The following is a 22,031-nucleotide window of genomic DNA, read 5'->3' as shown; positions in this document are numbered from 1 at the left end:
TGACTTCCGGTTTTTACTGCCTTTCGAACTATTTCCTGGGAATCTTTTGCCCTTGTATGGCTTCCATATCGAGGTGCATGCATTTACCCAGGCGGCGGATGGCGATTGCCATTTGGGTTTCTACTGTTTTGACAGAGATCTGGAGGAGGTCGGCTGCTTCTTTGTATTTAAGCCCGTCTTCTTTTACGAGCTTGAAAATAAGCTGGCAGCGGGTGGGCAGGTCTTCAATGGCTTTCCTGATCTTTTGGATGAGCTCTTCGGTCATCAGGAGTTTTTCGGGATCGAAGTAAACGCTGTTGAGGGGCATGATCCATTGGCTGGTATCGAGGGCGCGCTGGCGTTTTTGTTTGACGATGCGGTTGAGGGCCCTGTTCTTGACGGAGGTATATAAATAGGCCAGTGGGGAGTCAATATCGTGAAGGCGGTCTCTTTTTCCCAGATAAAAGCAAAGGTATCGGACACTACTTCTTCAGCATCATCCTGGCTGCGCAGGATGCCATAGGCAAACTGGCATAGCTGTTTATACAACAGGATAAACAGCTCTTTGTAGGCTGCTTTACTGTCTTCTACGGCTACCTGGTCAAGCAATCTTTTTATTTGGGCATTATCCTTCATGGGCACAATGGTGGCATAAATATATGGAAAAAGGCATTGAGGCAAGAAGGCAATGAGGTATTACTACAAATGGCAATAGTCAATAATTATAAATTAATAATTATTGACTATTGCGGATGTTCTATGAAGTATTATCAATGTTAATTACCAGCTACCTACTCCGTTCGCAAACTCTTAACGGGATTGATGGTGGCGGCGCGTAATCCATGCAGGCCCACAATTAGTAAAGTGATCAGTACAGCGATAGCTCCTGCCAGGAGGAAGATCCATAGGCTGATGGAAATACGGTAAGCAAAATCCTGCAGCCAATGGTCCATGGCCCACCAGGCGATGGGGGTAGCTACGCCAATGGCCACCAGCACGAGGAGGAAAAACTCTTTAGACAGCAGGGTAATAATACTGCTGATGCTGGCGCCCAGTACTTTGCGGATGCCGATCTCTTTCCTGCGGCGTTCGGTAGTGAAGGCAGCTAATCCGAGTAAGCCGAGGCAGGAAATAAAGATGGCAATACCGGCAAAGAGGCTCATGAGGGAGGATATCTTGAGTTCTGCCTTATAGAGTTTATTGAACGACTCGTCCAGGAAGGTGTATTCAAAAGGCTGACCAGCTACTGTTTTCTTCCATATTTTTCCAATTGAGGCAATACCCTGCCGATATTAGCGGGAGCAATTTTTACAAAGTATTGATTACGTCCGTTACCGCCGGTATGCAATGCCAGGGGTATTACTGCTTCATGCAGGCTGCGGAAATGGAAGTCTTTCATGATGCCTACGATCTGGCCAGAATCACCATTGAGTTTAAATCGCTGACCGATATAAGGCTTGCGGATATTCAGATCTTTAACGGCTGTTTCATTAAGGATGAAATTGTTGTTTTCATCCGTAGGGTCATGGGGGTGAAACCAGCGACCTGCTACCAGTTGCAAACCAAAGAGGGGCGCATAGTCTTCATCAGCCGACAGGCGGGCGATGCTGGGGGCAAAGTCTTTGGGACGGCCCTCCCAATCGGCCGATCCGGCGCTGGTGCTACTTATGTTCAATACCGATGCACTGGCAAACGATACATGTTCCACACCACTGATGGATTGTAGATCCTGTTTGATGGCATACTGGAAACTCTTTATTTTTTCCGTATCAAAACCAAAAGGTTTCAACGTTTTGTAGGGCAGACTAAAAGAAAGTATTTGTGAGCGGTCATAGCCGGTACTTTGTTGTTGAATATAGTTCAGTTGCCGGTATATGATGAGGGTAGCGGCAATTAATATGACGGATATGGAGAACTGGGTGACCACTAATATCTTCCGCAGGGTCACATCTTTTAGTTTCAAAATGCTATTGCCTTTGAATAAGGCGATGGGTTTGAAGGACGACAATAACAAAGCGGGATAGATACCGGTGAGCAGGGTAGCGGCGGCCAGGGTGCCGAAGATCAATAACCAGAAGCTGGCGGAGGTAATGGGTAAGGTGAATGGTATTTCGGTAAGACGATTAAAAAATGGCAGGCTTAATTGTACAAAAGCAATGGTTAGCAGCAATGCCAGGGCACTGGTGAGTATTGACTCGATAACGAACTGACCAAAGAGGGAGGCCCGTGGTGCACCTACGATCTTGCGGATACTGACTTCCTTTGAACGAAGACTAGCACGGGCAGTGGTAAGGTTCACATAGTTAATGCAGGCCACCACCAATAGCAAGATGCCCAGGATGGCGAAGATGTATACGGATTGCCGGTTGCCTACTGCAAAGGAAGAACTGTCTACCTCTTTATCAAAATGCAGTTGTGCCAGTGGCATGAGGCTGGTATATACCTTATTTTCTTTCCTGTTTTTATCGAGGATGTTATTTAGCTTCTGTATTACCTGTGTGTTGTTGGCGCCTGGGCGGAGGCGAATGAAAGTAACGTAATTAAAATTGCCCCATTGCTCGTCATTTTTCCGCTGATCGGGATTGGCATGCATGGCCTGGATGGGCATGAGGATATCGTACTGAAAACTTGAATTGGTGGGATTGTCTTTTACAATGGCTTGCACCTGGTAGTTGATGGTATCAATACGTAAGAACTGACCAACAGCCGGCTGATCGCCAAAGTAGCGTTTAGCGGTTGATTCGGTGAGCAGGAGGCTGAAGGGTTGTTGAAAAAAAGCAGCTGGTGAGCCTGCTATAAAATCATATTTGAACAAATCCAACCATTGGCGGGAGATATAGGCTGTTCTTTTTTTCTTTAAAGTATTCACCATTCCTGTTAATGATGGGAGGATTGTATTTATTACCGGAAAGCATCGCTAATTTTTCTATCTCAGGTATCTCGAGATTGGCTTTATCGGCCAGCGGAAAGGCGTACTTTCCCAATCCCAGGTTTCGGTAGGGGTAATGGGTACGTGGTTGGTGATGCGGTAAATATGCTGTGCTTGTGGTTGGTAGTTGTCGTAGCTCAATTCATTTTGCACCCATAGCATGATCAGTACTGCGGCTGTCATACCAATGGACAAACCAGCCAGGTGGATGGTGCTTTCGGTTTTGCTCTTGAGTATTTTGCGCCAGGCGGTTTTGAAGTGATTATTAAACATTTACAAGATACTTTATGGTATTAGATAACAATTCTCTGTCTGTTTTAACTTTCAAGCTTTGAGCTTCGAGCTGCTAGCTTCGAGCTTTTAATTTTGTTCTTACTTTTCTGTCTTTAGCTCATAGCTCGTTGCTCGCAGCTTGCTTTCTACTCACTTCTTAAACTTTTTACCGGATTAACCACAACGGCTTTGGCGGCCTGCAATACAATAGTAAGCAGGGCAATCAATAACGCCAGTGCTCCAGCTACAGCAAATATCCACCAGCCTATATGGATACGATAAGCAAAATCCTGCAGCCATTGGTGCATCACATACCAACCTACGGGGATGGCCAGCAGCAGGGCAATGAATATGAGTTTCATGAAATCTTTCGACAGCAGGAGTAAGATGCTTTGGGCAGATGCTCCGAGTACTTTGCGGATACCAATCTCTTTGGTGCGTTGTACCACATTGTAGGCAGAGAGTCCTAATAAGCCAAAACAGGCGATCAAAATAGCCAGGAAAGCAAAGATGCCAAATACTTTTCCAAAGAGGATATCAGCCTTGTATTGTTGGCTAAAGGTCTCGTCCAGGAATGAATAATTGAATGGATCGGCAGGGAAATATTTGTCCCAGCTTTTCTTTATAGCAGCAATGGTGGCGGACACATTGCCGGGTGCTACTTTAATGGAATAATAATTCCTGGTATTAGCCCGGTAATGAACGAGCATGGGCTCAATGGCTTTTTGTAAGCCCTGGTGGTGATAATCGGCCAGTACACCCACAATGGTGGTCGTATCGCGGCCGGTATGGATCTTTTTCCAATGGCAGCAGCGGCATTGGAAAACCCCATGAGCTTTACTCCTTTTTCATTGAGCAACACATTTTTGTCTTCGGTTCCAAAACTGGTTGAAAAATGCCTGCCGGCTACCAGCTTCATTTGAAACATGGGTATAAAATCATTATCGACGCTCACATTATACAGTGTATTACCTGTTTGTATTTCACCATCCGCCCGCTTCTGGGTATTGGTCCAGTATATTTCCTGTCCCATTACGTTGGAAGAGGCAGCGATTTGTTTGACACCATTCACCTGAAGGAGATCGGTTTTGAAGGGCTGGAAAACATTCTGGTATGCAGACTCGGTAGGAGAGGCGGCTCCTTGTAAAACCAGGGTTTGATCAATATTGGCACCCAATTTCTGGTTGCGCATATAGTTTACCTGGCGGTATACAATGATGGTGCCTGCGATCAATACCACGGAGGTGGTGAATTGCAGTACGATCAATCCTTTGCGTAAGAGAAGGCCGGAGCCTGAATTTTTAAAGACGCCTTTGAGTACCGTAATGGGCTGGAAGCCGGAGAGTACAAAGGCAGGATACATACCCGATAGAAAAGTGCCTGTTACAAACAAGAGGGCAAAAAGGCGCCAGTAATAAAGCGATAAAGTGATATGGGTATCGGGGTGGCCGGTGAATTGATCGAAGGGGAGGCGAAGCAGGAAAAATATGCCCAGCGAAAGGACGAGGGCTATGAAATTGAGCAATAGGCTTTCGGTCAGGAATTGTTTGATGAGGTTGGCCCTTAAGGCGCCCAATACCTTCCGTACACCAACTTCCCTGGCACGTTCTACTGATCGGGCAGTGGCCAGGTTGATGTAATTGATCCAGGCAATGCCAATGATGAAGAGGGCTACCAGGAATAGGAACCCTACGGCTTGTCCATTGCCATTGACCTCGGCTTCCTGGTTAAAATCGGAGTACAAATGAATGTCCTGCATGGGCATCATGTGTATCTCTGTTTTGAAATTGTTCTTCCTGGCCCATTCGGTACTATTCATGTAGCGGTCGCTAAATGCAGGGAGTTTGGCCGCTAGTTTTTCCTTGTCGGCGCCAGGCTTTAATTGGATATAGGCGTAAAAGTCATACCATCCCCAGGCATTGTCTGCCGGATTGCTGCTATCGCCCCATACTGTCAGGATCACTTTTTAAAGGCATCGTAAGAGGCCAGGTATTTAATATCGAGGTGTGAGTTGGCGGGGTAGTCCTTGAATACACCGGTGATCTCATAATTCAGGGATTGCCTTCGTAGCGTACGGTTAGTTGCTTACCCAGGGCATTCTGCTGTCCAAAGTATTTAACAGCCATGCTTTTTGAGATGATCAGTTTGCCGGGGCCAACGAGGGCAGTAGCCGGATTGCCTTGTATCAGTGGTATACTGAACATATTCAGTACAGAGGGATCGGCAAAGTAGCCTTTGTTCTCATTGAACTTTGCCCGGGTAGCTTCGTTGGTGATGAGAAAATCGGCATCTATGAGGCGGCAGAAATCCTGCACTTCAGGAAAATCCTTTTTCATGGTAGGAGCGATAGCCGGGTATACGGTGGCCGATTTCCATCGTAAGTCGCCTTTGCTGTAACTATCAATACGCAACCTTACAATATCATTGACATCTTTTTGAAAGGTATCGTAGCTTTTTCGTACGATACATAATGAAAGATGAGGAGGCAGCAGGTCATACCGATGGTAAGGCCGGCAATATTCAACAACATATGGCCTTTGCGTTTGCGCAGGTTACGGAAGGCTATCTTGAGGTAGTTAAATATCATAATTCGTTTTTCTTGTTTTCTATTCGTTTCTCAAACTCTTCACGGGATTGGTAATGGCGGCCCGGATGGTATGGATACTGATGGTAGCCAGGGCGATCAATACAACGGCCATCGCTGTTCCAATAAACATCCAAACGCTCATGGAAATACGGTATGCAAAATCCTGTAACCAGTTATACATCAGCCAACCTGCTATGGGCGCAGCAATGAGAAAGGCAATCAGCACTAATTTCAGAAAATCTCTGGAGAGCATGGTGGTGATATGGAGAACGGAAGCGCCCAATACTTTGCGTATGCCAATTTCCTTTATCCGTTGTTCTACTGAAAGTGTAGTAAGGGCAAACAGGCCCAGGCAGGATACGATGATGGCAATGAAAGCAGCATAGGTGATGATCTTTTTCCATTGGGCTTCGGCTTCGTACTGCTGCCGGTTCCAGTCTTCCATAAACTGGTAGTTGATGGTAGCGTAAGGTAGCACCGTCTTGAAGGCTTTTTCGATGGCTGCCGTAGCCTTTGTTGCCTGGCCAGGTGTGTATTTGATAAAGGTGTTGAAGGTGGAGCCCCGCTTATCAAGCATAAAAACGACGGGCTCTATCTTTTCTTTGAAATTGGCCAGGTGATAATTTCTTACCACACCTGCCACGGTATAATTTGATTTACCGCCGGGCCTGCTGACTACTTGTCCCAGGGGATCTTTGCTTTTGTCGAGTAGTTGCTCCACAAATGCCTCATTGACCAGGCAGGTAGAGATGGTGTCGATGGTATTGTTATAGCTTAAGTAACGTCCTTTAACGAGCCCAATACTCAGCGTTTGGAGGTATTGATCGTCTATATTTTCGAAGTAGGTCCATTCGGTTTCCTTGTTGTTGACGGCAAATTTAGATTTGTTGCGATCACCTCCTTTGGCGCCTACCAATTCAATGGCAGGATTTTGGGTCAGCTCATTCCTGAATATTTTCATTTCGGAATCCTTACCCCAGGGGGCTTCAAGACGGATGATATTGGCAGTACTAAAACCCAGTTCATCGTTTTGGGTCATGTAGGAAAACTGGCGGTTGAATACGATCATACTGATGATAAGGCCCAGGGCTATTACAAATTGTACTACGACCAATGATTTGCCCAATACGTTTTTGTTGGACAGGCGGAAACGGCCATACAAGGTGGCTACGGGCTTAAAGCCAGATGCTATAAATGCGGGCCAGGCGCCGGCCAGCAGGGAAACGACTACCCATAAGGTTGCAAAAGCGCAAGAATGCGGGGCTGAAACAGGTAGGTGATATCAAAATGTTTATAAGAAAGTTCACTGAATAAAGGCAGGCAAAAGTGCACCAAAAGAAAGGCAGGCAGGAAGGAAAGGGCTGTTATAATAAAAGATTCGCTTAGGAATTGCAGCATTACCTGTGTACGGGAGCCGCCGGATACTTTGCGGATGCCTATTTCTTTATTGCGCCGGATGGACCTGGCAAGGGTGATATTGATAAAATTGATACAAGCTACCAGGAGCAGCAGGATGGCAAGGCCAGACAGGATGTAGGAGTAATAAGAATCGCTCCAATTTTGTAACCCGTTGGAGGCAAAAAAATCGCTATCGAGGTGCATGGAATAAAAGGGTTGCAGGAATAACTGGAGGTTGATGGTTGCGCCCATGTGTTGTTTCCTTTTTCCCATTCGCTGCCATTGTGCTGGAGGTAAACCTGCATCAGTTTAGCATTGGCTGTTTCGGGGCTGACCTTTTCACGCAGGAGGAAAAATGTATTGAGGTGCAGGGAGCCCCAATCGCTCATTTGTTCGGTACGCCGTGCTGGGTCGAGGTCAAACTCTCTTTCAAAAGAGAGCAACATATTGAACTGTATTGAGGAATTGCGCGGGGCGCTTTGTACGATACCGGTAACGAGAAAAGGTTCAAATGTTTCATCTACTTCCAATTCCAGCACCTTGCCAATAGGGTCTTCCTGACCGAAATATTTTTGGGCCGTTGCTTCAGTCAACACGATTGAATTACGGTCCCTTAGTAAAGTGGCGGGATTGCCTTTGAGTATGTGGAAAGAAAAACATTAAAAAAGAACTATCTACCAGCAATACCTGTTCCTGTATGCCTGCCGTTCCTTTTTGGCTGTCATACGCCAACCTTTAAGCCTGCAGAAGGACTCTATTTCCGGGATGGCTGTTGCATAAGCAGGGCCAGCAGGGATGGCCGAATTGCCCTGGCGGAATACTTTGCCGGCTGTATCGGTAAAGGTTTGTACCAGTCTTACAATACGGTTTCCCCTGGTATGGTTCTTATCAAAGCTATATTCGTCGTTCACGAATAAGAGAATGAGCATTACACAGGCCAATCCAATACTCAAGCCGCCAATATTAATAGCGGATAATGTTTTGTGACGCCAGATATTGCGGAAAGCAGTTTTGAAATAGTTCTTGATCACAGCGTATTGTTTTAATGTTGTTATTCTTATGATCAGGGCAATAATTATTGATTATTGCTTTTGCTACGTCATATACTTTGAATTGTAACACTCATTTAAGTATCTTATTCACTTCTCAAACTCTTTACCGGATTGGCCAGGGCTGCTTTAATGGCTTGAAGCTCACGGTAAACAGGGCGATGAATAAAGCAGCCGCGCCTGCCAGCACGAATACCCACCATTGGAGACCTACCTGGTAAGCAAAGTCCTGTAGCCACCGGTGCATGGCCCAGCCTGCAATGGGGAAGGCAATCACCGTTGCTATCAGTACCAATTTCAGGAAGTCTTTGGACAACATGGAAATGATGCTGCTTACGCTGGCGCCCAGTACTTTTCGGATACCAATTTCTTTGATGCGCTGTTCGGCGGCATAGGTTGCCAGGCCAAATAAACCGAGGCAGGCAATAAGGATGGTCATTAAGGCTACAGAAAGGAAAATGACCTCCCGTTTTTTGTCTTCCTGGTAAAACAGGTCCCATTGTTTGTCGAGGAAATTGTATTCAAACAAGTGGGTAGGATCTATGGAACGTAAGATGCTTTCCATTTGTTTCAGGGTCTCGGCCATATTGACGGGATTCACACGTGCCGTGAAATAATCAATATTGTGTACGCGCAGGCGTGGGCTGCCAATGACCATGGGTGCCACTTTTTCGCGGAGTGACCGGAAGTTGAAATCATTCACAATGCCTATTACGCGAACGATTAGCGGTGTTGCATAGGTATTGATACCATCACCAAATAGGGCGGCTGGGATCTCGATGAGTTGTTCGGAAGGATGCGTAATGTTCAGGGCTTTGGCGGCAGTGGCGTTGATGAGCACGGCTTGTGAATCGGCGATGTCGTTGCCTGCTATAAAGTTCCTGCCACTTTGCAGTTTTATCTGAAAGGTATTCAGGAATTGGTCATCGGCTGCTATAAAATACATATCCTGTGTGGAGGCCGGGTTGGCGGCTGACTGGACCTTTATTTGTGGAATGGTTTTCCATTCACCCGGTACGCGGGAGGTAACGGTTACATTTTTTACGTTGGCTAAACGGGCATATTCGTTTTTGATGGTGGTGGCGGAGCGACGTACGGATCCACTATTGATGTCTACCACTACCAATTGTTCTTTATTGAAACCCATATCTTTTCCATCTACGTATTTCAACTGTTGAAAAACGATGATGGTGGCTACCATCATGATGATGGAAATAGAGAACTGGAAGATAACGAGGGCCCGGCGAAAAGAGAGATGACCGTTGCTAAGCTTTAGTTTGTTTTTGAGTAGTTGTAATGGCCTTAACCCCGATTGGAACAGGGCGGGGTAGATACCTGCCATCAGGGCGGCCAGTGCTGTAACTGTCAATACACCCAGCCAAATGCGGTAATCGGTATGTAAGTTTAATGACAGTTCTTTTCCGGTGAAGGAATTGAAGGCCGGCATCAGCATTTGTACTGCAGCAAGGGTAATCAGCAAGGCAATGATGGTGATGAGCAATGCTTCGGCCAGGAACTGGACGATGAGGCTATTGCGCATGGCGCCGGCCACTTTGCGTACGGCGATCTCTTTGGACCTGCCGGCAAAGCGGGCGGTTGTAAGGTTCATATAGTTGATGCAGGCAATGAATAGTACAAAAAGAGCAACGATGCCAAATACATAGAGATGCATGATGCCACTTTGGGCATTTTCGTTTTCCTGGCCATCGGGATAAAAGTGTACTTGTTTTAATGGTTGAAGGTTGAAGGTGCTCTTCCGGGTGTCGGGAGAGGCAGGCCTGTTCTTCATTACCAGGGCGCTTATTTTGGTGGCTGTACCGCTGGCCGCCTTATTGTCTTTCAATTGTACATAGGTGGTAAACAGCGTTGAGGTCCAGTCGCTGGTAGCAAATTGCCTGAACCGGGCGTTAGAGAGGTCGGTTGCTTCTGAAAACAGCACATTGAATTGAATGTGCGAGTTGCCGGGGATCTTTACCACGGCGGTAATACGGTAAGGCAGGCTATCATCTTCCACCCTGATGGTTTTGCCCAAAACATCTTCACGACCAAATAGCTTAATGGCCATTTTATCGGTTACAGCTACGGTAAATGGTTCCTTCAGCGCATCCCTGGTGCCTTGCAACAGTTGGAAATCGAACAGGTGAAAGAAGGTTTCATTAGCAGTGATGTAATCATTATAGAAAAGGGCGGTATTAGTTTCGGTGCCTACATTGACCCTGCCAAAGGTAGTGAGGCGGGTAGAGGCAGTCACTTCGGGCAGGTCTTTCAATACAATGGCCGACGTATTGTAAGATACCGCCGTAGCGGTTCTATCCTTACCGGTAGCAGTCGTATAATTTTCTACCACGCGGTATATTGAACCTGCATGGGTATGAAAACCATCAAAGGTGAGTTCGTCGGCCAGGAAAAGCGCAATGAATAAAAAGCAAGTAAGGCCTGCAGAGAGGCCAAAGATATTGATGAAGGAAAAAGATTTGTGCTTTAGCAGGTTGCGCCAGGCAATTTTGAAATAGTTTCTTAACACAGTTGGGTGGTTTTAGTCGATACTTAGTTAAGATGGAAATAATCAATAATTAGTAATTATTGATTATTTCGTTTGTATAAAACTGTTATTTGATGGTAAGGGTAACTCTACCACTACTTCCTCTTACGGTAACAGGTATGCCGCCTCCATTCAGTTTTCCATCAATGGAATCATTTTCGATGGTGCCGCTGAAATTGCTCATCTTATCGGCTTTTACTTTGTCGCCGGTGATCCTTAGGTCAAGGCCTTTATTTCCGGGCATGGACAGGCTGATATTGCCGCCGGAGTTGGACAGTTTCACAAACTTGCCCACTTCTTTAATGTTGACCGTGATATTACCGCCACTGGTAGAAGCGTTGACGCTGCAAGCCAGGTCGTCCAGGCTTACATTGCCACCGGATGTAGTGGCCGACAGGTCGCCTGAAATGGTATTGGCGCGTACTGAGCCGCCGCTGGTGGTTGCGTCGATATTGCCGGTAAGGTCTTCGAGTGTCACATTACCGCCTGAAGTATTGAGATCCAGCCTGCCATTGCTTTTTGAAGCGGTGATATTGCCGCCGCTGGTGGTGAGGGTAATATCGTCTTTGGAATTGCTAAGGTGGATATTACCGCCGGAAGTAGTTCCTTTTACTTTGCCGGCCAGGTCGTCAAGATGCAGGTTGCCTCCGCTGGTCCTGAAATCCTGCGTGCCGGTTAAATGAGCCATGTCGATATTGCCACCGCTGGTGCTAAGGTTGGTAGCAACATTGCGGGGAACAAATAGCTTAAAGGAAATAGAAAGGGCTCTTTTCCAATCCCATCTTCCAGACCTGTCCTTTGGTTTAGCAATGACAGTTAGTTTATGGTTGTCGGTAGAAATAGAAAATTCATAATCTGCATCCAGTCTTTTCTGGATCTCTTCTTTCGACAGGAAATGATCCTGCCATTGCTGGGGCGTATATATACTTCTACCCTGGTTTCGGCAGTTGGCATATCGCCACTGATGCTGATATTGCCACCCGAGGTTTCGGCCTGTACCTGGGTGATGGCCGCATTGGACAGTGATTTGGTCAGATAAGGGTATTGTTATCCTGTGCCTGTAAAGAAAGGCCCAGGGAACCGCTGAGTAAAAGGGCAAGTATTTTTTTCATAATGTATTTTTTTCATAGTTAAAGACATGGCTAAAAATTAAAAGTTGCAAACCGGCTATTTGTTTTTTAGGAGCCGGCCTATCCTATTTATTCACTTCTTAAGCTTTTAACCGGATTGCTAACGGCCGCTTTGATGGCCTGGAAACCAACGGTGAGTAAAGCGATGAGCAAAGCGGTGATGCCTGCTACCAGGAAAACCCACCAACTGATATTGACCCGATAGGCAAATTCCTGCAGCCATTTGTTCAGCACCAGCCAGGCCAGGGGCCAGGCAATGAGGTTGGAAATGAGCACCAGTATGAGGAAGTCTTTCGATAGCAGGCGAACAATGCCTTGCACCGAAGCGCCCAGAACTTTGCGGATGCCGATCTCTTTCACTCTTTTTCGGCTGCATAGGAAGCCAGTCCAAATAAACCGAGACAGGATATTACAATGGCCAGGGCGGCCAGGATACCCACAATTTCGCTGACCTGCGAGTCGGCCTGGTAGAGCTCTTTAAAATGGTCGTCGAGGAACTCATAGTTCAGTTCCTGACCGGGATTGATCTTCTGCCAGGTGTTTTGGATATGGCCAATGGCTTGTTTGGCACTGGCGCCATTGATGCGAACGGATACTTCGGCAAAACCCCAGTCTTTCTGGTTGAGGATGGTAAGGGTTTCTATTTTATGGTGAAGGGAGTTGAAGTTGAAATCTTTAGCAATACCTACAATGCTGCCTACTGAGTCCATACCGCCAAAGCCAAAACGTTTTCCAATGAGGGTGGAAATGGGGGCCTTGGGATGTTCTTTTGATAATTCCCTGGCCATGGTTTCGTTGATGATATAGGCTTTGGCGTTATCGGTACCGTAATCCCTGGAAAAGTTACGGCCGGCCACCAGGGGTATTTTGTATACGGTAAGGTAGTCGGGATCTACCACTACCTGCGAAGTAGCCATTTCGCGTGCGGGCCCATCGCCAGGGTGATAGGTGATGCCTGTTTGGTGCAGGTTATTGCCCAGGCGCTGCCAGGAGGCGGTGACGCCGCTGATCAATGTATTGTTCAATAATTCCTGTTTGAGGGCATCGTATTTGGGTGAGGTATTGAAATTAAGCAGGATGGTAACTACCTGGTCTTTGTTAAAGCCGGGATCCTTTTTCTGCATGAAATTCAGTTGTCGCAGGGCAAAGATGGTGGCAATGATGAGGAAGATGGCGCTGGAGAACTGGCCTACAACCAGGATATTGCGCAGTGTTCCTTTGTTCTTGCCTGTTTGAATGGTTCCTTTCAATACTTTAATGGCCTGGAAAGAAGAAAGGTAGGCTGCAGGGTACAGACCAGCCAATATGCCAACGAGCAACGTGCCTGCCAGGGCGCTTAGTAACAGGTTGATATTGGTAAATACAGATATACTGATATCGCGTTGGCTGAGTTGGGCTACCCAGGGCAGGGCGAGCTGTACAAGGGCCAGGGCAATGATCAGTGAGAGGAGGCAGAGAAGTACTGATTCGCCAATGAACTGCATGCTCAACTGGAAACGTTGAGCGCCTACTGATTTGCGTACACCTACTTCTTTAGCCCTGCCAGCCGAACGGGCAGTAGACAGGTTCATAAAATTGATACAGGCAATAATGAGTACGATCAGGGCAATGATGGAAAAAAGCCTGGTATAGGTACCATCAAATTTGTGGTAATTGTTGTAATCGTGGGTAATATCAGTGGAACCTGCATGTACGGCAGCCAACGGTTGCAAAAAGAGTTCGTAAAAAGTAGCGCTTTCTGCATTCATGTGGCGCTTGAGGTAATCAGGAAACTTCTTTTCCAGTGCGGCAATATCGGCACTGGGAGCCATTTCAAAATAGGTGTTGACCCAATTACCCCCAGTTGCCCATCAATTGGGCCGTGTTGCGCGTATTGAAAGATAGTAGTCCATCAAACTGCAGGTGCGAATTGCCCGGCACATTGGCCAGGATACCGGTTACGGTATAGGTAGTTGTATCGTTGCTTTTGATAGCTACCAATTTACCCATGGGATCTTCGTTGCCAAAAAGCTTTTGAGCGCTTTCTTTGGTCAACACCATACTATTGGGGCTTTGGAGGGCGGTTTGACGGTTGCCTTCCAACAACGTAAAATTGAATAGGTCGAGGAAGGTGGAATCGGCCCAGAATAACTTAGAGAGGATGAGCTTTTTATCCTTGTAAAACAAAGGTGGCTTATCGTACTGAGTAATGCGGGTAAATTGTTTGATCTGTTGAAACTCCTGTTTGAGGGTAGGGCCCATGGGAAACATGGACAGTGCCACTTTTGAGGGGCCACCATGCCGGGGTATTTCTGTACCTCATCCAGGCGGTAGATATTCTTTGTATGTTGTTTGTCAAAACTTCTTTCATAAAATACAAAGAGCATAATGAGGATGCAGGCGGCCATACCTATTGACAGGCCCATGATATTTATGGTGGAATAGGCTTTGTTTTTCCAAAGATTACGCCAGGCGGTTTTGAGATAGTTCTTGAACACGGTGTATTGTTTTTATAATATTATTCGTTCAATCAATATTGTTACCTATTATGATAATAATCAGTAATTATTAATTAATAATTATCGATTATTGCTTTTACTACGTCATATACTTTGAATTGTAACACTCATTTAAGTATCTTATTCACTTCTTAAGCTCTTCACAGGATTGGCCAATGCTGCCCGGATAGCCTGAAAACTGATGGTGATCATGGCGATCAATATGGCAGTGGCGGCCGAAAGGGCAAACACCTGCCAGGTGATGGATATGCGATAAGCAAACGCCTGCAACCAATTGTGCATGGTGTACCAGGCTATTGGAACGGCCAGCAGGATGGCTATACCTACCAGCTTCAACAGATCTACCGACAGGAGGGCAACGATGCCTCCAATACCTGCTCCCAATACTTTGCGGATGCCTATTTCACGTACTCTTTTCTGGGCGGTATAAATGATGAGGCCCAGCAAGCCAAGGCAGCCAATGACCACGGAAAGGGCTGCAGCGATGCCGAAAAAGCTGCGCAGCTTATCTTCCTTGCTGTACTGGCGCTGAAAATCTTCGTCCATAAACCGGAATTCAAGGGGATACCCTTTGTATACCTCATCCCATACTGCTTTTACATTGGCTACTGCCTGTGCAGGGCTCACACCCTCATAGCGCATAGCAAAAAGGGTATAGAACTTTACAGGGCTTAATACCACGGGGTTGATTGCTTTTTGAAGGCCATGCTGGTGATAATCTTTCAACACACCTACTACAATACCATTCTTACCAGAGGTAGAGAGTTTTTTACCCAATGCATTTTTGGGGGTGCCCCAGCCAAATGTTTTAACAGCTGTTTCGTTGATGAGGAAGGCCTCCTTGGCATCGGCTTCGCTGTTGGGCATGAAATCACGGCCGGCTACGAAGGGCAGGCCAATGGTCTTTACATAATCATCATCGGTAGCAATGTATTCTACTATCAGGGCCTGTTCTTTGGTTTTACCTTCGGGGTAGGCAAATTGACCGGCCCAGCCGGACCTGCCGGGTACAGCACCTGCCGCAGTAATATGACGGGTACCCGATTTGCGAAGTAGTTCCTGCTTAAATACACCGGCTTTTTCGTGCCGGAGTACCCAGGGCACTTTGATGGCATCTATTACCAGCATTTTATTTTTGTCAAACCCAAGGTCCCGGTCCTGCATATACTGCATCTGCTTCCACATAATAAGGGTACACATAATAAAGCCGGCGGAGATGACAAATTGCAATACGACCAGTGATTTTCTCAGCAAGGCGCCAGAAGCGGTATGGGAAAAACTGCCTTTCAATACTTTAATGGGCTTGAAGGATGACAATACCCAGGCGGGGTAGAAGCCTGCCAATGGCACCAGCACCACGATGATGCCCGATAGTAACAGGAGGTTTTCGAGGGTAAGTAGTGAACCAATGGTAAATGATTTCCCGGCAAAAGTGTTGTAGGCCGGCAATAAGGCAATCATCAGCACAATGCTCACTATGGCAGCTATGGTACACAACAGGGCTGCTTCTGTAAGGAATTGCAGGATGAGTTTTTTCCGGTCATTGCCCAATACTTTTTGTATGCCGATCTCTTTGGCCCTCTCCACGGAACGGGCTGTGGATAGGTTAATAAAATTGAGGCAGGCAATGAGTAAGATGAAAATACCTATAGCGAGAAAGAGCCGGATGGTGGTGATATTGCCTACGGCTCCCAGGCCGGTGGGCATACCTGAATAGAGGTAAATACCTTTTACGGGACGCAGGGAGAGGTTGGTTTTAAAACCGCTTTCAGCAACTGCTTTTTACCGGCTACCTGTACCAGGTTTTTGATCTTGGCAGTAGTAGCCGCCAGGGAAGCATTTTTATTGAGCCGCACATAATTGTACACGTTAATATCAAACCAGCCACCAGCCAGCTCTTCTTCGCACATGCCGGGGTTGAGGCTGCACATGGAAGCAAACGAGCCGATCATGTCGAAGCGCAGGTGGGTGGCGGCGGGCAAAGCGGCAAAAACACCGGTTACTTTATAAGGAACGGTATCATTTACCATCAGCACTTTTCCGAGGGCATCTTCTTTTCCGAAGTATTTCTCTTTCACAGCCTGGGTAAGTACTACGCTGTAGGGGTGTTTGAGTGCAGTAGCTGCATCGCCTTCCTGCAGTGGGTAGCCAAACACAGCAAAAAATTGGTCATCAGCATACAAAGCATCTTCAAAAAAACGGGTTTCATTCTGTTTGATGATGGGGCGCCATTCGCGGAGGTAAGTGAGGTGTTCGATTTCCGGGTATTGGGCCAATAAGGTTTTGCCGATGGGCCAGCCTACGCTGCTCATTTTACTCACCTGACCATCGGGTCTGATCATATCGCTTTCGAGGCGGCATACCTGCTCCTGGTTGGCAAAGGAGGCATCGTAGCTCATTTCATCTTTTACCCACAGGCTGATGAGGAAGAAGAGGGTAATTCCTAAAACCAGGCTCCCGAGGCTGATCGCGGTAAAGCTGCGGTTCCTTAAGGCAGTACGCCAGGCGATTTTGAGGAATGTCTTTATCATTGGTTGTTGTTTTATGTCCGCAAAAGCTTTGGGCTGCCGGCTGCAAGCTTTGAGTCTTTTGCTTCGATCTTTTCTTGTATTTAGCTCGTAGCTCACGGCTCGTAGCTTGTTTTTCTACTCACTTCTCAGGCTTTTACCGGGTTGACCAGGGCGGCACGTATGGCCCTGTAGGCCACGGTGATCCAGGCAATAACAATGGAACCGGTAATGGCCAGTATGAAAATGCCTGCGCCCAGTTGAATACGGAATTCAAAATCCTGCAGCCATGCACTCATGATATACCAGGCCAGGGGCGCTGCAATCACAAATGACAGGATGATAAGGAGGGTAAACTCACGCGAGAACAGGTAAACGATATGGCTTACGGAAGCACCCAATACTTTGCGGATACCCACTTCTTTTATACGCTGGGCTGCCATAAAAGATACCAGGCCATACAAGCCCAAACAGGAAATAAAGATGGCAATCGCTGCAAAAACGGTATAGAGTTTTGAAAGTTGTATTTCACGTCGGTAGAAGCGATCGATCTTCTCATCGAGAAACTGGTACTCATATACAAAATCGGGAAAGGTATGGGTCCATAGTTTTTCAACATTGGCCATGACCGCTTTGGTTTTTTCAGGACGGATTTTAGCACTGAACATCCTGAATTCCGCAGTCAGGGGAGCAATAATGATTGGATCAATGGGATTACGGAGTGACAGGGTATGAAAATCTTTGATTACACCGCAAATGGTGGCTACATGCATACCATCCCAGAGATTGATCTTTTTGCCAATGGCTTCCTGTGGATTGCGGATGCCCAGTTTGGTCAGCAGCATTTCGCTCACTACAAATTCACGGATGGTATCGCTGGCATAAAATGGACGGCCTGCTATAAATTGGAGATCGAAGGTTTTGAAAAATGCTACATCAGCCCATTTCAGGTTGGCGGCAAATCCACTGCTTTTGGGAGCATTGTCGTACTTGAAATCGCTGCTCCAATTGCCGTTTTCGGAAGGGCTGGTAAAACTGAAGGATACATCGGTAATACCGGGTTGCTGAAGCAACTGGGAACGCAGGTATTGGATCTTCGATCTGCCTGCACTATCGGCGGGTATGGGTACTGAAAGGATATGGTCTTTTGTGAAGCCAAGTGACGCATTCTTAAAGAAGTTCATCTGGCTTACAACTACCAGCATACCAATGATGAGTACCTGGGCAATAGCAAACTGGAATACCACGAGGCCGCGCCTGAGGGTAAGGCCGCCACCTGTTTTGGCTGCGATCTTGCTTTTAAGGGCAGTAATGGGGTTGTAGCCAGATAATACCAGGGCAGGGTAGAAACCGGCCAGTAAAGTAACCAATAAGGTTACCACTACCAGGAAGGCAGGAATGGCCAGGTTATTGAAAAAGATTGGGACAGTTGTATTTGCAATAAAGTATTGAGTGCAGGTATGGCGATCCAGGCTACACCGGCAGCCAGTATTACGGCTGCCAGGGTAATGAGCAGGGTTTCGCCCATAAACTGCAAAATGAGGTGCTTACGGCTACTGCCCAATACTTTGCGCACACCTACTTCTTTGGCGCGGTTCACGGCCTGGGCGGTAGCCAGGTTGATAAAGTTTACGCAAGCAATAATGAGCAGGAAAAGACCGATGAGGGACAAGGCCGTAATGAGCTCTTTGCTGAACGTTTGGCGGGAGAAAACACCAAAGCGGGTATCAAAGTGCATTTCGTTCAGGGGTTGCAGCGTTATGAGGTCATTGGCGTTATCGGCGGGTTTGTGCTTTTAACAAAGCCGGGTAATAAGGCGTTCAGCCTGGATGCGGGATAACTGGCAGGCAATACTATAAAGCAATTGTGATCGCTGTAAATACTTACCCAATCGTTGATATTCTCTGTCTTAAAGGTTTTAAAGGATACCAATATTTGAAAGGGCATATCGGTATTGGGTGGCAGGTTTTCCAGGATGGCAGTTACTTTCAATACCTCAGTATTCTCCAATTTAATGGAGCGGCCCATGGCTGCCTGCCAGTTGCCAAAATATTTCTCGGCCATCTGCCGGGTCAGCACCACTGTATTGGGGCTGGATAAGGCGGTTTGCGCGTCTCCTGCCAGAAAGGTATAATCGAAGATGGAGAAAAGCTCCGGTTCAGCAAAATAGAGGCTCCGGGCTTCCTTGAACTTTTGGGCGGGCTGGTTATGTTCGTTTAGTACTGTGATCTGATCATTGCCACTAAAGAGGATACCAGCTACTTTTCCCTCCAGTTCGGGATAATCTTCCCGCATCGCCCGGGGGTAGGGAAGGGTACGCCCGGAGAGCGGAATACCTGGTTGTCCTCACCAGCGGATTCCGATACTAAACGGTAGATCCGGTCCTTTTTATTATTGAAAGTATCAAAACTTAGGTGATAGCTGGTGATCAGGTATATAATCATGCAGGCAGCAATACCCACGGTAAGGCCGGTAATATTAATGACTGCATAGCTTTTGTTGCGTTGCAGGCTGCGGAAAGCGGTTTTGAAATAGTTCTTTATCACTGGTTAATTTTTATTCGATGCTTGAACCTGTTTCTGATCAGCATTTGTTTACTCATAGCTTTGAGCTGTGAGCTTCGAGTTGCGAGGCTTTTGTTTCGATCTTTCCTTGTATTAGGCTCGTAGCTCGCAGCTCATGGCTCGTAGCTTGTTTTCCTACTCACTTCTCAAACTCTTCACCGGATTTACCAACGCGGCCCTGATTGCCTTGTAGGCAACAGTGAGCCAGGCGATGACGATGGAGCTGGCAATGGCCAGTCCGAAGATGCCGGCGCCCAACTTGATCCTGTATTCAAAATCCTGTAGCCAACTATTCATTAAGAACCAGGCTAAGGGTGCTGCAATAGCAAATGACAAGAGGATGAGCAAGGTGAATTCACGGGAGAACAGGTAAACGATATTGTTTACTGAAGCCCCCAGTACTTTACGGATGCCCACTTCTTTAATGCGCTGTGCTGCCATGAAGGATACCAGTCCATACAATCCCAGGCAGGAAATGAAAATGGCAATGGCGGCAAAAATGGTATAGAGGTAAGACAATTGGTTTTCCTGGCGATAGAAACGATCGATCTTTTCATCGAGGAACTGGTATTCATACACAAAATCAGGAAATGCAGCAGTCCACAGTTTTTCCAGGTAGGCCATTGTTTCCTTTGCTTGATCGGGGCGCAATTTCAGGTTGATGGAGCGGTAGTGGGATTTCAGGGCGCTACGATCACGGGATCGAGCGGCACCCGAAGGGCGCGTGCATGGAAGTCTTTTACTACGCCGCATATAAGAGCAGCATGTTCTCCATCCCACAGGTTGATCCTTTTGCCAATGGCTTCTTCCGGATTGCTGATACCTATTTTTTTCAGCAGGGTTTGGTTCACTACAAATTCGCGGATGGTATCGCTTTTTACAAATGGCCGGCCTGCTATAAATTCAATGTCGTAGGTTTTGAAGTAATTTTCATCAGCCCACTTCAGGTTGGCCTCAAAACCAGAGTTCTTGTCGGCATTGCCGTATTTGAAATCGCTCTGCCAGTTGCCAATATCAGAAGGGCTGCCAAAACTAAAACTAACGCTTTCAATGCCCTGGTGTTGGGACAATTCAGACCTAAAGTATTCGATCTTTGCCTGTCCGGCACTATCGGCTGGAATGGGTACAGTAAGGATATGGTCTTTTGTAAAGCCAAGGGAGGCATTTTTAAAGTAGTTCATTTGTCCTACTACTACCAGCATACCGATGATGAGTACCTGTGCAATGGCAAATTGAAACACCACAAGGCTTCTGCGGAGGGAAAGGCCGCCCGCGGTTTTGGCGGCGATCTTGCTTTTAAGGGCGGTAATGGGATTATAGCCCGATAGTACGAGGGCAGGGTAGAAGCCTGCCAATAATGTAACCAATAAGGTAACGAATAGCAGGAAGGCAGGTATACGGAGGTTGGAGAATAAGGCGTTGGACAAGTTGATCTGCAATAAGGTATTCAGGGACGGAATAACCAGCCAGGCCAACGCTGTAGCCAGTACTACGGCCAATAAGGTAATGAGGAAGGTTTCGCTCATGAATTGGACAATGAGGTTTTTGCGGCTGCTGCCCAATACTTTGCGTACCCCTACTTCTTTGGCGCGGTTCACGGCTTGCGCGGTAGCCAGGTTGATAAAGTTTACGCAGGCAATGATGAGCAGGAAGAGGCCTACAAGCGACAGGGCAGTTATTAGTTCACGGCTAAAAGTTTGGCGTGACAAGGTGCCAAAGCGTCTTTCAAAGTGCATATTGCTCAAGGGCTGTAAGAGGATGCCATCTCCTGCATTTTCAGCTGGTTTGTGTTTCTTAACAAACGCAGGTAATAAGGCGCTTAACCTGGAAGCGGGATAATTTTCGGGCAGCAGTATAAAACAGTTGTGTGAACTCCATATACTTACCCAATCGGTAAGGTCATGGCCCTTAAAAGTTTTAAAGGAGGCCACGATGGTTAAAGGGAGATCGGTATTAGGGGGCAGGTTGGCCAGGATGCCGGTTACTTTCAGTACCTGGTTGTTTTCGTATTTGATGGAACGTCCCATGGCGGCATGCCAATCGCCAAAATATTTTTCGGCTATTTGCTGGGTTAGTACAACTGTATTGGGATCAGATAAGGCTGTTTTAGGATCGCCGGCCAGCCATTTGAAATCAAAGATCTCAAAGAGCTCAGGCTCGACAAAATAAAAGCCCCTGGCTTCTTTGTATTTCTTTCCTGGCAGGTTTTGCTTATCCAGTACGGTGATCTGATCGTTGCCGCTACCCAATATGCTGGCTACCTTTGCCAGTTCGGGAAAATCTTCGCGCAAGCTCCGGGTTACCGCGAAGGGTATACCTGAGGTATAAGTCGTTTCATTCTCCATTTTGCTGGAGGTAACAGCGCGGTAAATACGGTCCTTCCTGGTATGGAAGGTATCGAAGCTAAGGTGGTAGCTGGTAAGCAAGTAAATAAGCAGGCAGGCAGCAATACCTACCGAAAGCCCGGTAATATTGATAACTGCATAGCTTTTGTTGCGTAGCAGGTTTCTGACAGCAGTTTTGAAATAGTTCTTTATCACTGTTTAGTTATTATACGGTTCGTGAACCTTGTTTT

The 22,031-nt window shown here is 46.8% G+C and carries 25 protein-coding genes and 1 pseudogene; all 26 read right to left on the bottom strand.

Annotated elements, in window-relative coordinates; translation table 11 throughout:
- Positions 1-28: 28 nt before the first annotated feature.
- The 26 genes and pseudogenes from RS881_RS40065 to RS881_RS39945 all read right to left on the bottom strand — a co-directional run bounded on the left by RS881_RS40065 (position 29) and on the right by RS881_RS39945 (position 21,996).
- Complete coding sequence (locus RS881_RS40065; protein ID WP_315824758.1) at positions 29-355, bottom strand: sigma-70 family RNA polymerase sigma factor; 327 nt, start codon at positions 353-355, stop codon at positions 29-31.
- Positions 265-615: a sigma-70 family RNA polymerase sigma factor gene (locus RS881_RS40060; protein ID WP_315815904.1), complete on the bottom strand. Its 351-nt coding sequence runs from the start codon at positions 613-615 to the stop codon at positions 265-267. Before RS881_RS40060 ends, RS881_RS40065 begins: the two co-directional genes overlap by 91 nt.
- A gap of 155 nt (positions 616-770) precedes the next feature.
- Positions 771-1,142: an ABC transporter permease gene (locus RS881_RS40055; protein ID WP_315815903.1), complete on the bottom strand. Its 372-nt coding sequence runs from the start codon at positions 1,140-1,142 to the stop codon at positions 771-773.
- An 80-nt stretch (positions 1,143-1,222) separates the two neighbouring features.
- Positions 1,223-2,851, bottom strand: coding sequence for an ABC transporter permease (locus RS881_RS40050; protein WP_315815902.1), 1,629 nt, complete (start codon positions 2,849-2,851; stop codon positions 1,223-1,225).
- A gap of 54 nt (positions 2,852-2,905) precedes the next feature.
- Positions 2,906-3,181 carry an ABC transporter permease gene (locus RS881_RS40045; protein ID WP_315815901.1) on the bottom strand — a complete coding sequence of 92 codons (276 nt, stop codon included), beginning with the start codon at positions 3,179-3,181 and terminating at the stop codon, positions 2,906-2,908.
- Between the two features lie 146 nt (positions 3,182-3,327).
- A complete protein-coding gene (locus RS881_RS40040; RefSeq protein ID WP_315815900.1) occupies positions 3,328-3,891 on the bottom strand; it encodes an ABC transporter permease in 564 nt (187 codons plus the stop codon).
- The gene (locus tag RS881_RS40035) at positions 3,840-5,144 is read right to left on the bottom strand and encodes an FtsX-like permease family protein (protein WP_315815899.1); all 1,305 of its coding nucleotides are present in this window, start codon (positions 5,142-5,144) and stop codon (positions 3,840-3,842) included. The genes RS881_RS40040 and RS881_RS40035 overlap by 52 nt, the downstream gene beginning before the upstream one ends.
- Positions 5,145-5,232: 88 nt before the next feature.
- Positions 5,233-5,592 carry an ABC transporter permease gene (locus RS881_RS40030; RefSeq protein WP_315815898.1) on the bottom strand — a complete coding sequence of 120 codons (360 nt, stop codon included), beginning with the start codon at positions 5,590-5,592 and terminating at the stop codon, positions 5,233-5,235.
- A gap of 2 nt (positions 5,593-5,594) precedes the next feature.
- Complete coding sequence (locus tag RS881_RS40025; protein ID WP_315815897.1) at positions 5,595-5,768, bottom strand: hypothetical protein; 174 nt, start codon at positions 5,766-5,768, stop codon at positions 5,595-5,597.
- Positions 5,769-5,787: 19 nt separating this feature from the next.
- A complete protein-coding gene (locus RS881_RS40020) occupies positions 5,788-6,930 on the bottom strand; it encodes an ABC transporter permease (RefSeq protein ID WP_315815896.1) in 1,143 nt (380 codons plus the stop codon).
- A 65-nt stretch (positions 6,931-6,995) separates the two neighbouring features.
- Positions 6,996-7,418 carry an ABC transporter permease gene (locus tag RS881_RS40015; RefSeq protein WP_315815895.1) on the bottom strand — a complete coding sequence of 141 codons (423 nt, stop codon included), beginning with the start codon at positions 7,416-7,418 and terminating at the stop codon, positions 6,996-6,998.
- A gap of 110 nt (positions 7,419-7,528) precedes the next feature.
- Positions 7,529-7,762, bottom strand: a pseudogene (locus tag RS881_RS60555) (hypothetical protein); the annotation flags it as partial.
- Between the two features lie 78 nt (positions 7,763-7,840).
- The gene (locus RS881_RS40010) at positions 7,841-8,197 is read right to left on the bottom strand and encodes an ABC transporter permease (RefSeq protein WP_315815894.1); all 357 of its coding nucleotides are present in this window, start codon (positions 8,195-8,197) and stop codon (positions 7,841-7,843) included.
- Between the two features lie 124 nt (positions 8,198-8,321).
- A complete protein-coding gene (locus tag RS881_RS40005; RefSeq protein WP_315815893.1) occupies positions 8,322-10,739 on the bottom strand; it encodes an ABC transporter permease in 2,418 nt (805 codons plus the stop codon).
- A gap of 85 nt (positions 10,740-10,824) precedes the next feature.
- Complete coding sequence (locus RS881_RS40000) at positions 10,825-11,856, bottom strand: DUF4097 family beta strand repeat-containing protein (RefSeq protein ID WP_315815892.1); 1,032 nt, start codon at positions 11,854-11,856, stop codon at positions 10,825-10,827.
- 100 nt (positions 11,857-11,956) lie between these two features.
- On the bottom strand, positions 11,957-12,247 hold the full coding sequence (locus RS881_RS39995) for an ABC transporter permease (protein ID WP_315815891.1): 291 nt from the start codon (positions 12,245-12,247) through the stop codon (positions 11,957-11,959).
- Complete coding sequence (locus tag RS881_RS39990) at positions 12,244-13,698, bottom strand: FtsX-like permease family protein (protein WP_315815890.1); 1,455 nt, start codon at positions 13,696-13,698, stop codon at positions 12,244-12,246. Before RS881_RS39990 ends, RS881_RS39995 begins: the two co-directional genes overlap by 4 nt.
- A 22-nt stretch (positions 13,699-13,720) precedes the next feature.
- Entirely contained in the window at positions 13,721-14,137 is a 417-nt protein-coding gene (locus tag RS881_RS39985) for an ABC transporter permease (protein ID WP_315815889.1), read from the bottom strand.
- A gap of 368 nt (positions 14,138-14,505) precedes the next feature.
- Entirely contained in the window at positions 14,506-16,092 is a 1,587-nt protein-coding gene (locus RS881_RS39980; RefSeq protein WP_315815888.1) for an FtsX-like permease family protein, read from the bottom strand.
- Between the two features lie 23 nt (positions 16,093-16,115).
- Positions 16,116-16,916, bottom strand: a complete 801-nt coding sequence (locus RS881_RS39975) for an ABC transporter permease (protein ID WP_315815887.1) — start codon at positions 16,914-16,916, stop codon at positions 16,116-16,118.
- Positions 16,917-17,041: 125 nt separating this feature from the next.
- A complete protein-coding gene (locus RS881_RS39970; protein WP_315815886.1) occupies positions 17,042-18,274 on the bottom strand; it encodes an ABC transporter permease in 1,233 nt (410 codons plus the stop codon).
- Positions 18,274-18,630, bottom strand: a complete 357-nt coding sequence (locus RS881_RS39965) for an ABC transporter permease (protein WP_315815885.1) — start codon at positions 18,628-18,630, stop codon at positions 18,274-18,276. Before RS881_RS39965 ends, RS881_RS39970 begins: the two co-directional genes overlap by 1 nt.
- A 20-nt stretch (positions 18,631-18,650) precedes the next feature.
- The gene (locus RS881_RS39960; protein ID WP_315815884.1) at positions 18,651-19,187 is read right to left on the bottom strand and encodes an ABC transporter permease; all 537 of its coding nucleotides are present in this window, start codon (positions 19,185-19,187) and stop codon (positions 18,651-18,653) included.
- Complete coding sequence (locus RS881_RS39955; RefSeq protein ID WP_315815883.1) at positions 19,151-19,438, bottom strand: hypothetical protein; 288 nt, start codon at positions 19,436-19,438, stop codon at positions 19,151-19,153. Before RS881_RS39955 ends, RS881_RS39960 begins: the two co-directional genes overlap by 37 nt.
- Before the next feature lie 153 nt (positions 19,439-19,591).
- The gene (locus RS881_RS39950; protein ID WP_315815882.1) at positions 19,592-20,107 is read right to left on the bottom strand and encodes an ABC transporter permease; all 516 of its coding nucleotides are present in this window, start codon (positions 20,105-20,107) and stop codon (positions 19,592-19,594) included.
- A 29-nt stretch (positions 20,108-20,136) separates the two neighbouring features.
- Positions 20,137-21,996 (bottom strand): ABC transporter permease, encoded by a 1,860-nt coding sequence (locus tag RS881_RS39945; protein ID WP_315815881.1) that lies wholly within the window; start codon positions 21,994-21,996, stop codon positions 20,137-20,139.
- Positions 21,997-22,031: the final 35 nt, after the last annotated feature.

Source organism: Paraflavitalea speifideaquila, from assembly GCF_032395985.1.
GTDB classification, from domain to species: Bacteria; Bacteroidota; Bacteroidia; order Chitinophagales; family Chitinophagaceae; genus Paraflavitalea; species Paraflavitalea speifideaquila.
Note: the sequence above shows the minus strand (reverse complement) of the source record. Positions and strands in the feature narration are given on the sequence as shown.

Coding starts and splice junctions, on each gene's coding strand:
- RS881_RS39980 (WP_315815888.1), bottom strand. CDS start 16,092: ATGCCCACCGGCCTGGGAGCCGTAGGCAATATCACCACCATCCGGCTC.
- RS881_RS40015 (WP_315815895.1), bottom strand. CDS start 7,418: ATGGGCGCAACCATCAACCTCCAGTTATTCCTGCAACCCTTTTATTCC.
- RS881_RS40050 (WP_315815902.1), bottom strand. CDS start 2,851: ATGGTGAATACTTTAAAGAAAAAAAGAACAGCCTATATCTCCCGCCAA.
- RS881_RS40055 (WP_315815903.1), bottom strand. CDS start 1,142: ATGAGCCTCTTTGCCGGTATTGCCATCTTTATTTCCTGCCTCGGCTTA.
- RS881_RS39975 (WP_315815887.1), bottom strand. CDS start 16,916: ATGATAAAGACATTCCTCAAAATCGCCTGGCGTACTGCCTTAAGGAAC.
- RS881_RS39960 (WP_315815884.1), bottom strand. CDS start 19,187: ATGCGGGAAGATTATCCCGAACTGGAGGGAAAAGTAGCTGGTATCCTC.
- RS881_RS39965 (WP_315815885.1), bottom strand. CDS start 18,630: ATGCACTTTGATACCCGCTTTGGTGTTTTCTCCCGCCAAACGTTCAGC.
- RS881_RS40025 (WP_315815897.1), bottom strand. CDS start 5,768: ATGATATTTAACTACCTCAAGATAGCCTTCCGTAACCTGCGCAAACGC.
- RS881_RS39990 (WP_315815890.1), bottom strand. CDS start 13,698: ATGGCTCCCAGTGCCGATATTGCCGCACTGGAAAAGAAGTTTCCTGAT.
- RS881_RS40060 (WP_315815904.1), bottom strand. CDS start 615: ATGAAGGATAATGCCCAAATAAAAAGATTGCTTGACCAGGTAGCCGTA.
- RS881_RS40045 (WP_315815901.1), bottom strand. CDS start 3,181: ATGTTTAATAATCACTTCAAAACCGCCTGGCGCAAAATACTCAAGAGC.
- RS881_RS40040 (WP_315815900.1), bottom strand. CDS start 3,891: ATGCTCGTTCATTACCGGGCTAATACCAGGAATTATTATTCCATTAAA.
- RS881_RS39985 (WP_315815889.1), bottom strand. CDS start 14,137: ATGTTTCCCATGGGCCCTACCCTCAAACAGGAGTTTCAACAGATCAAA.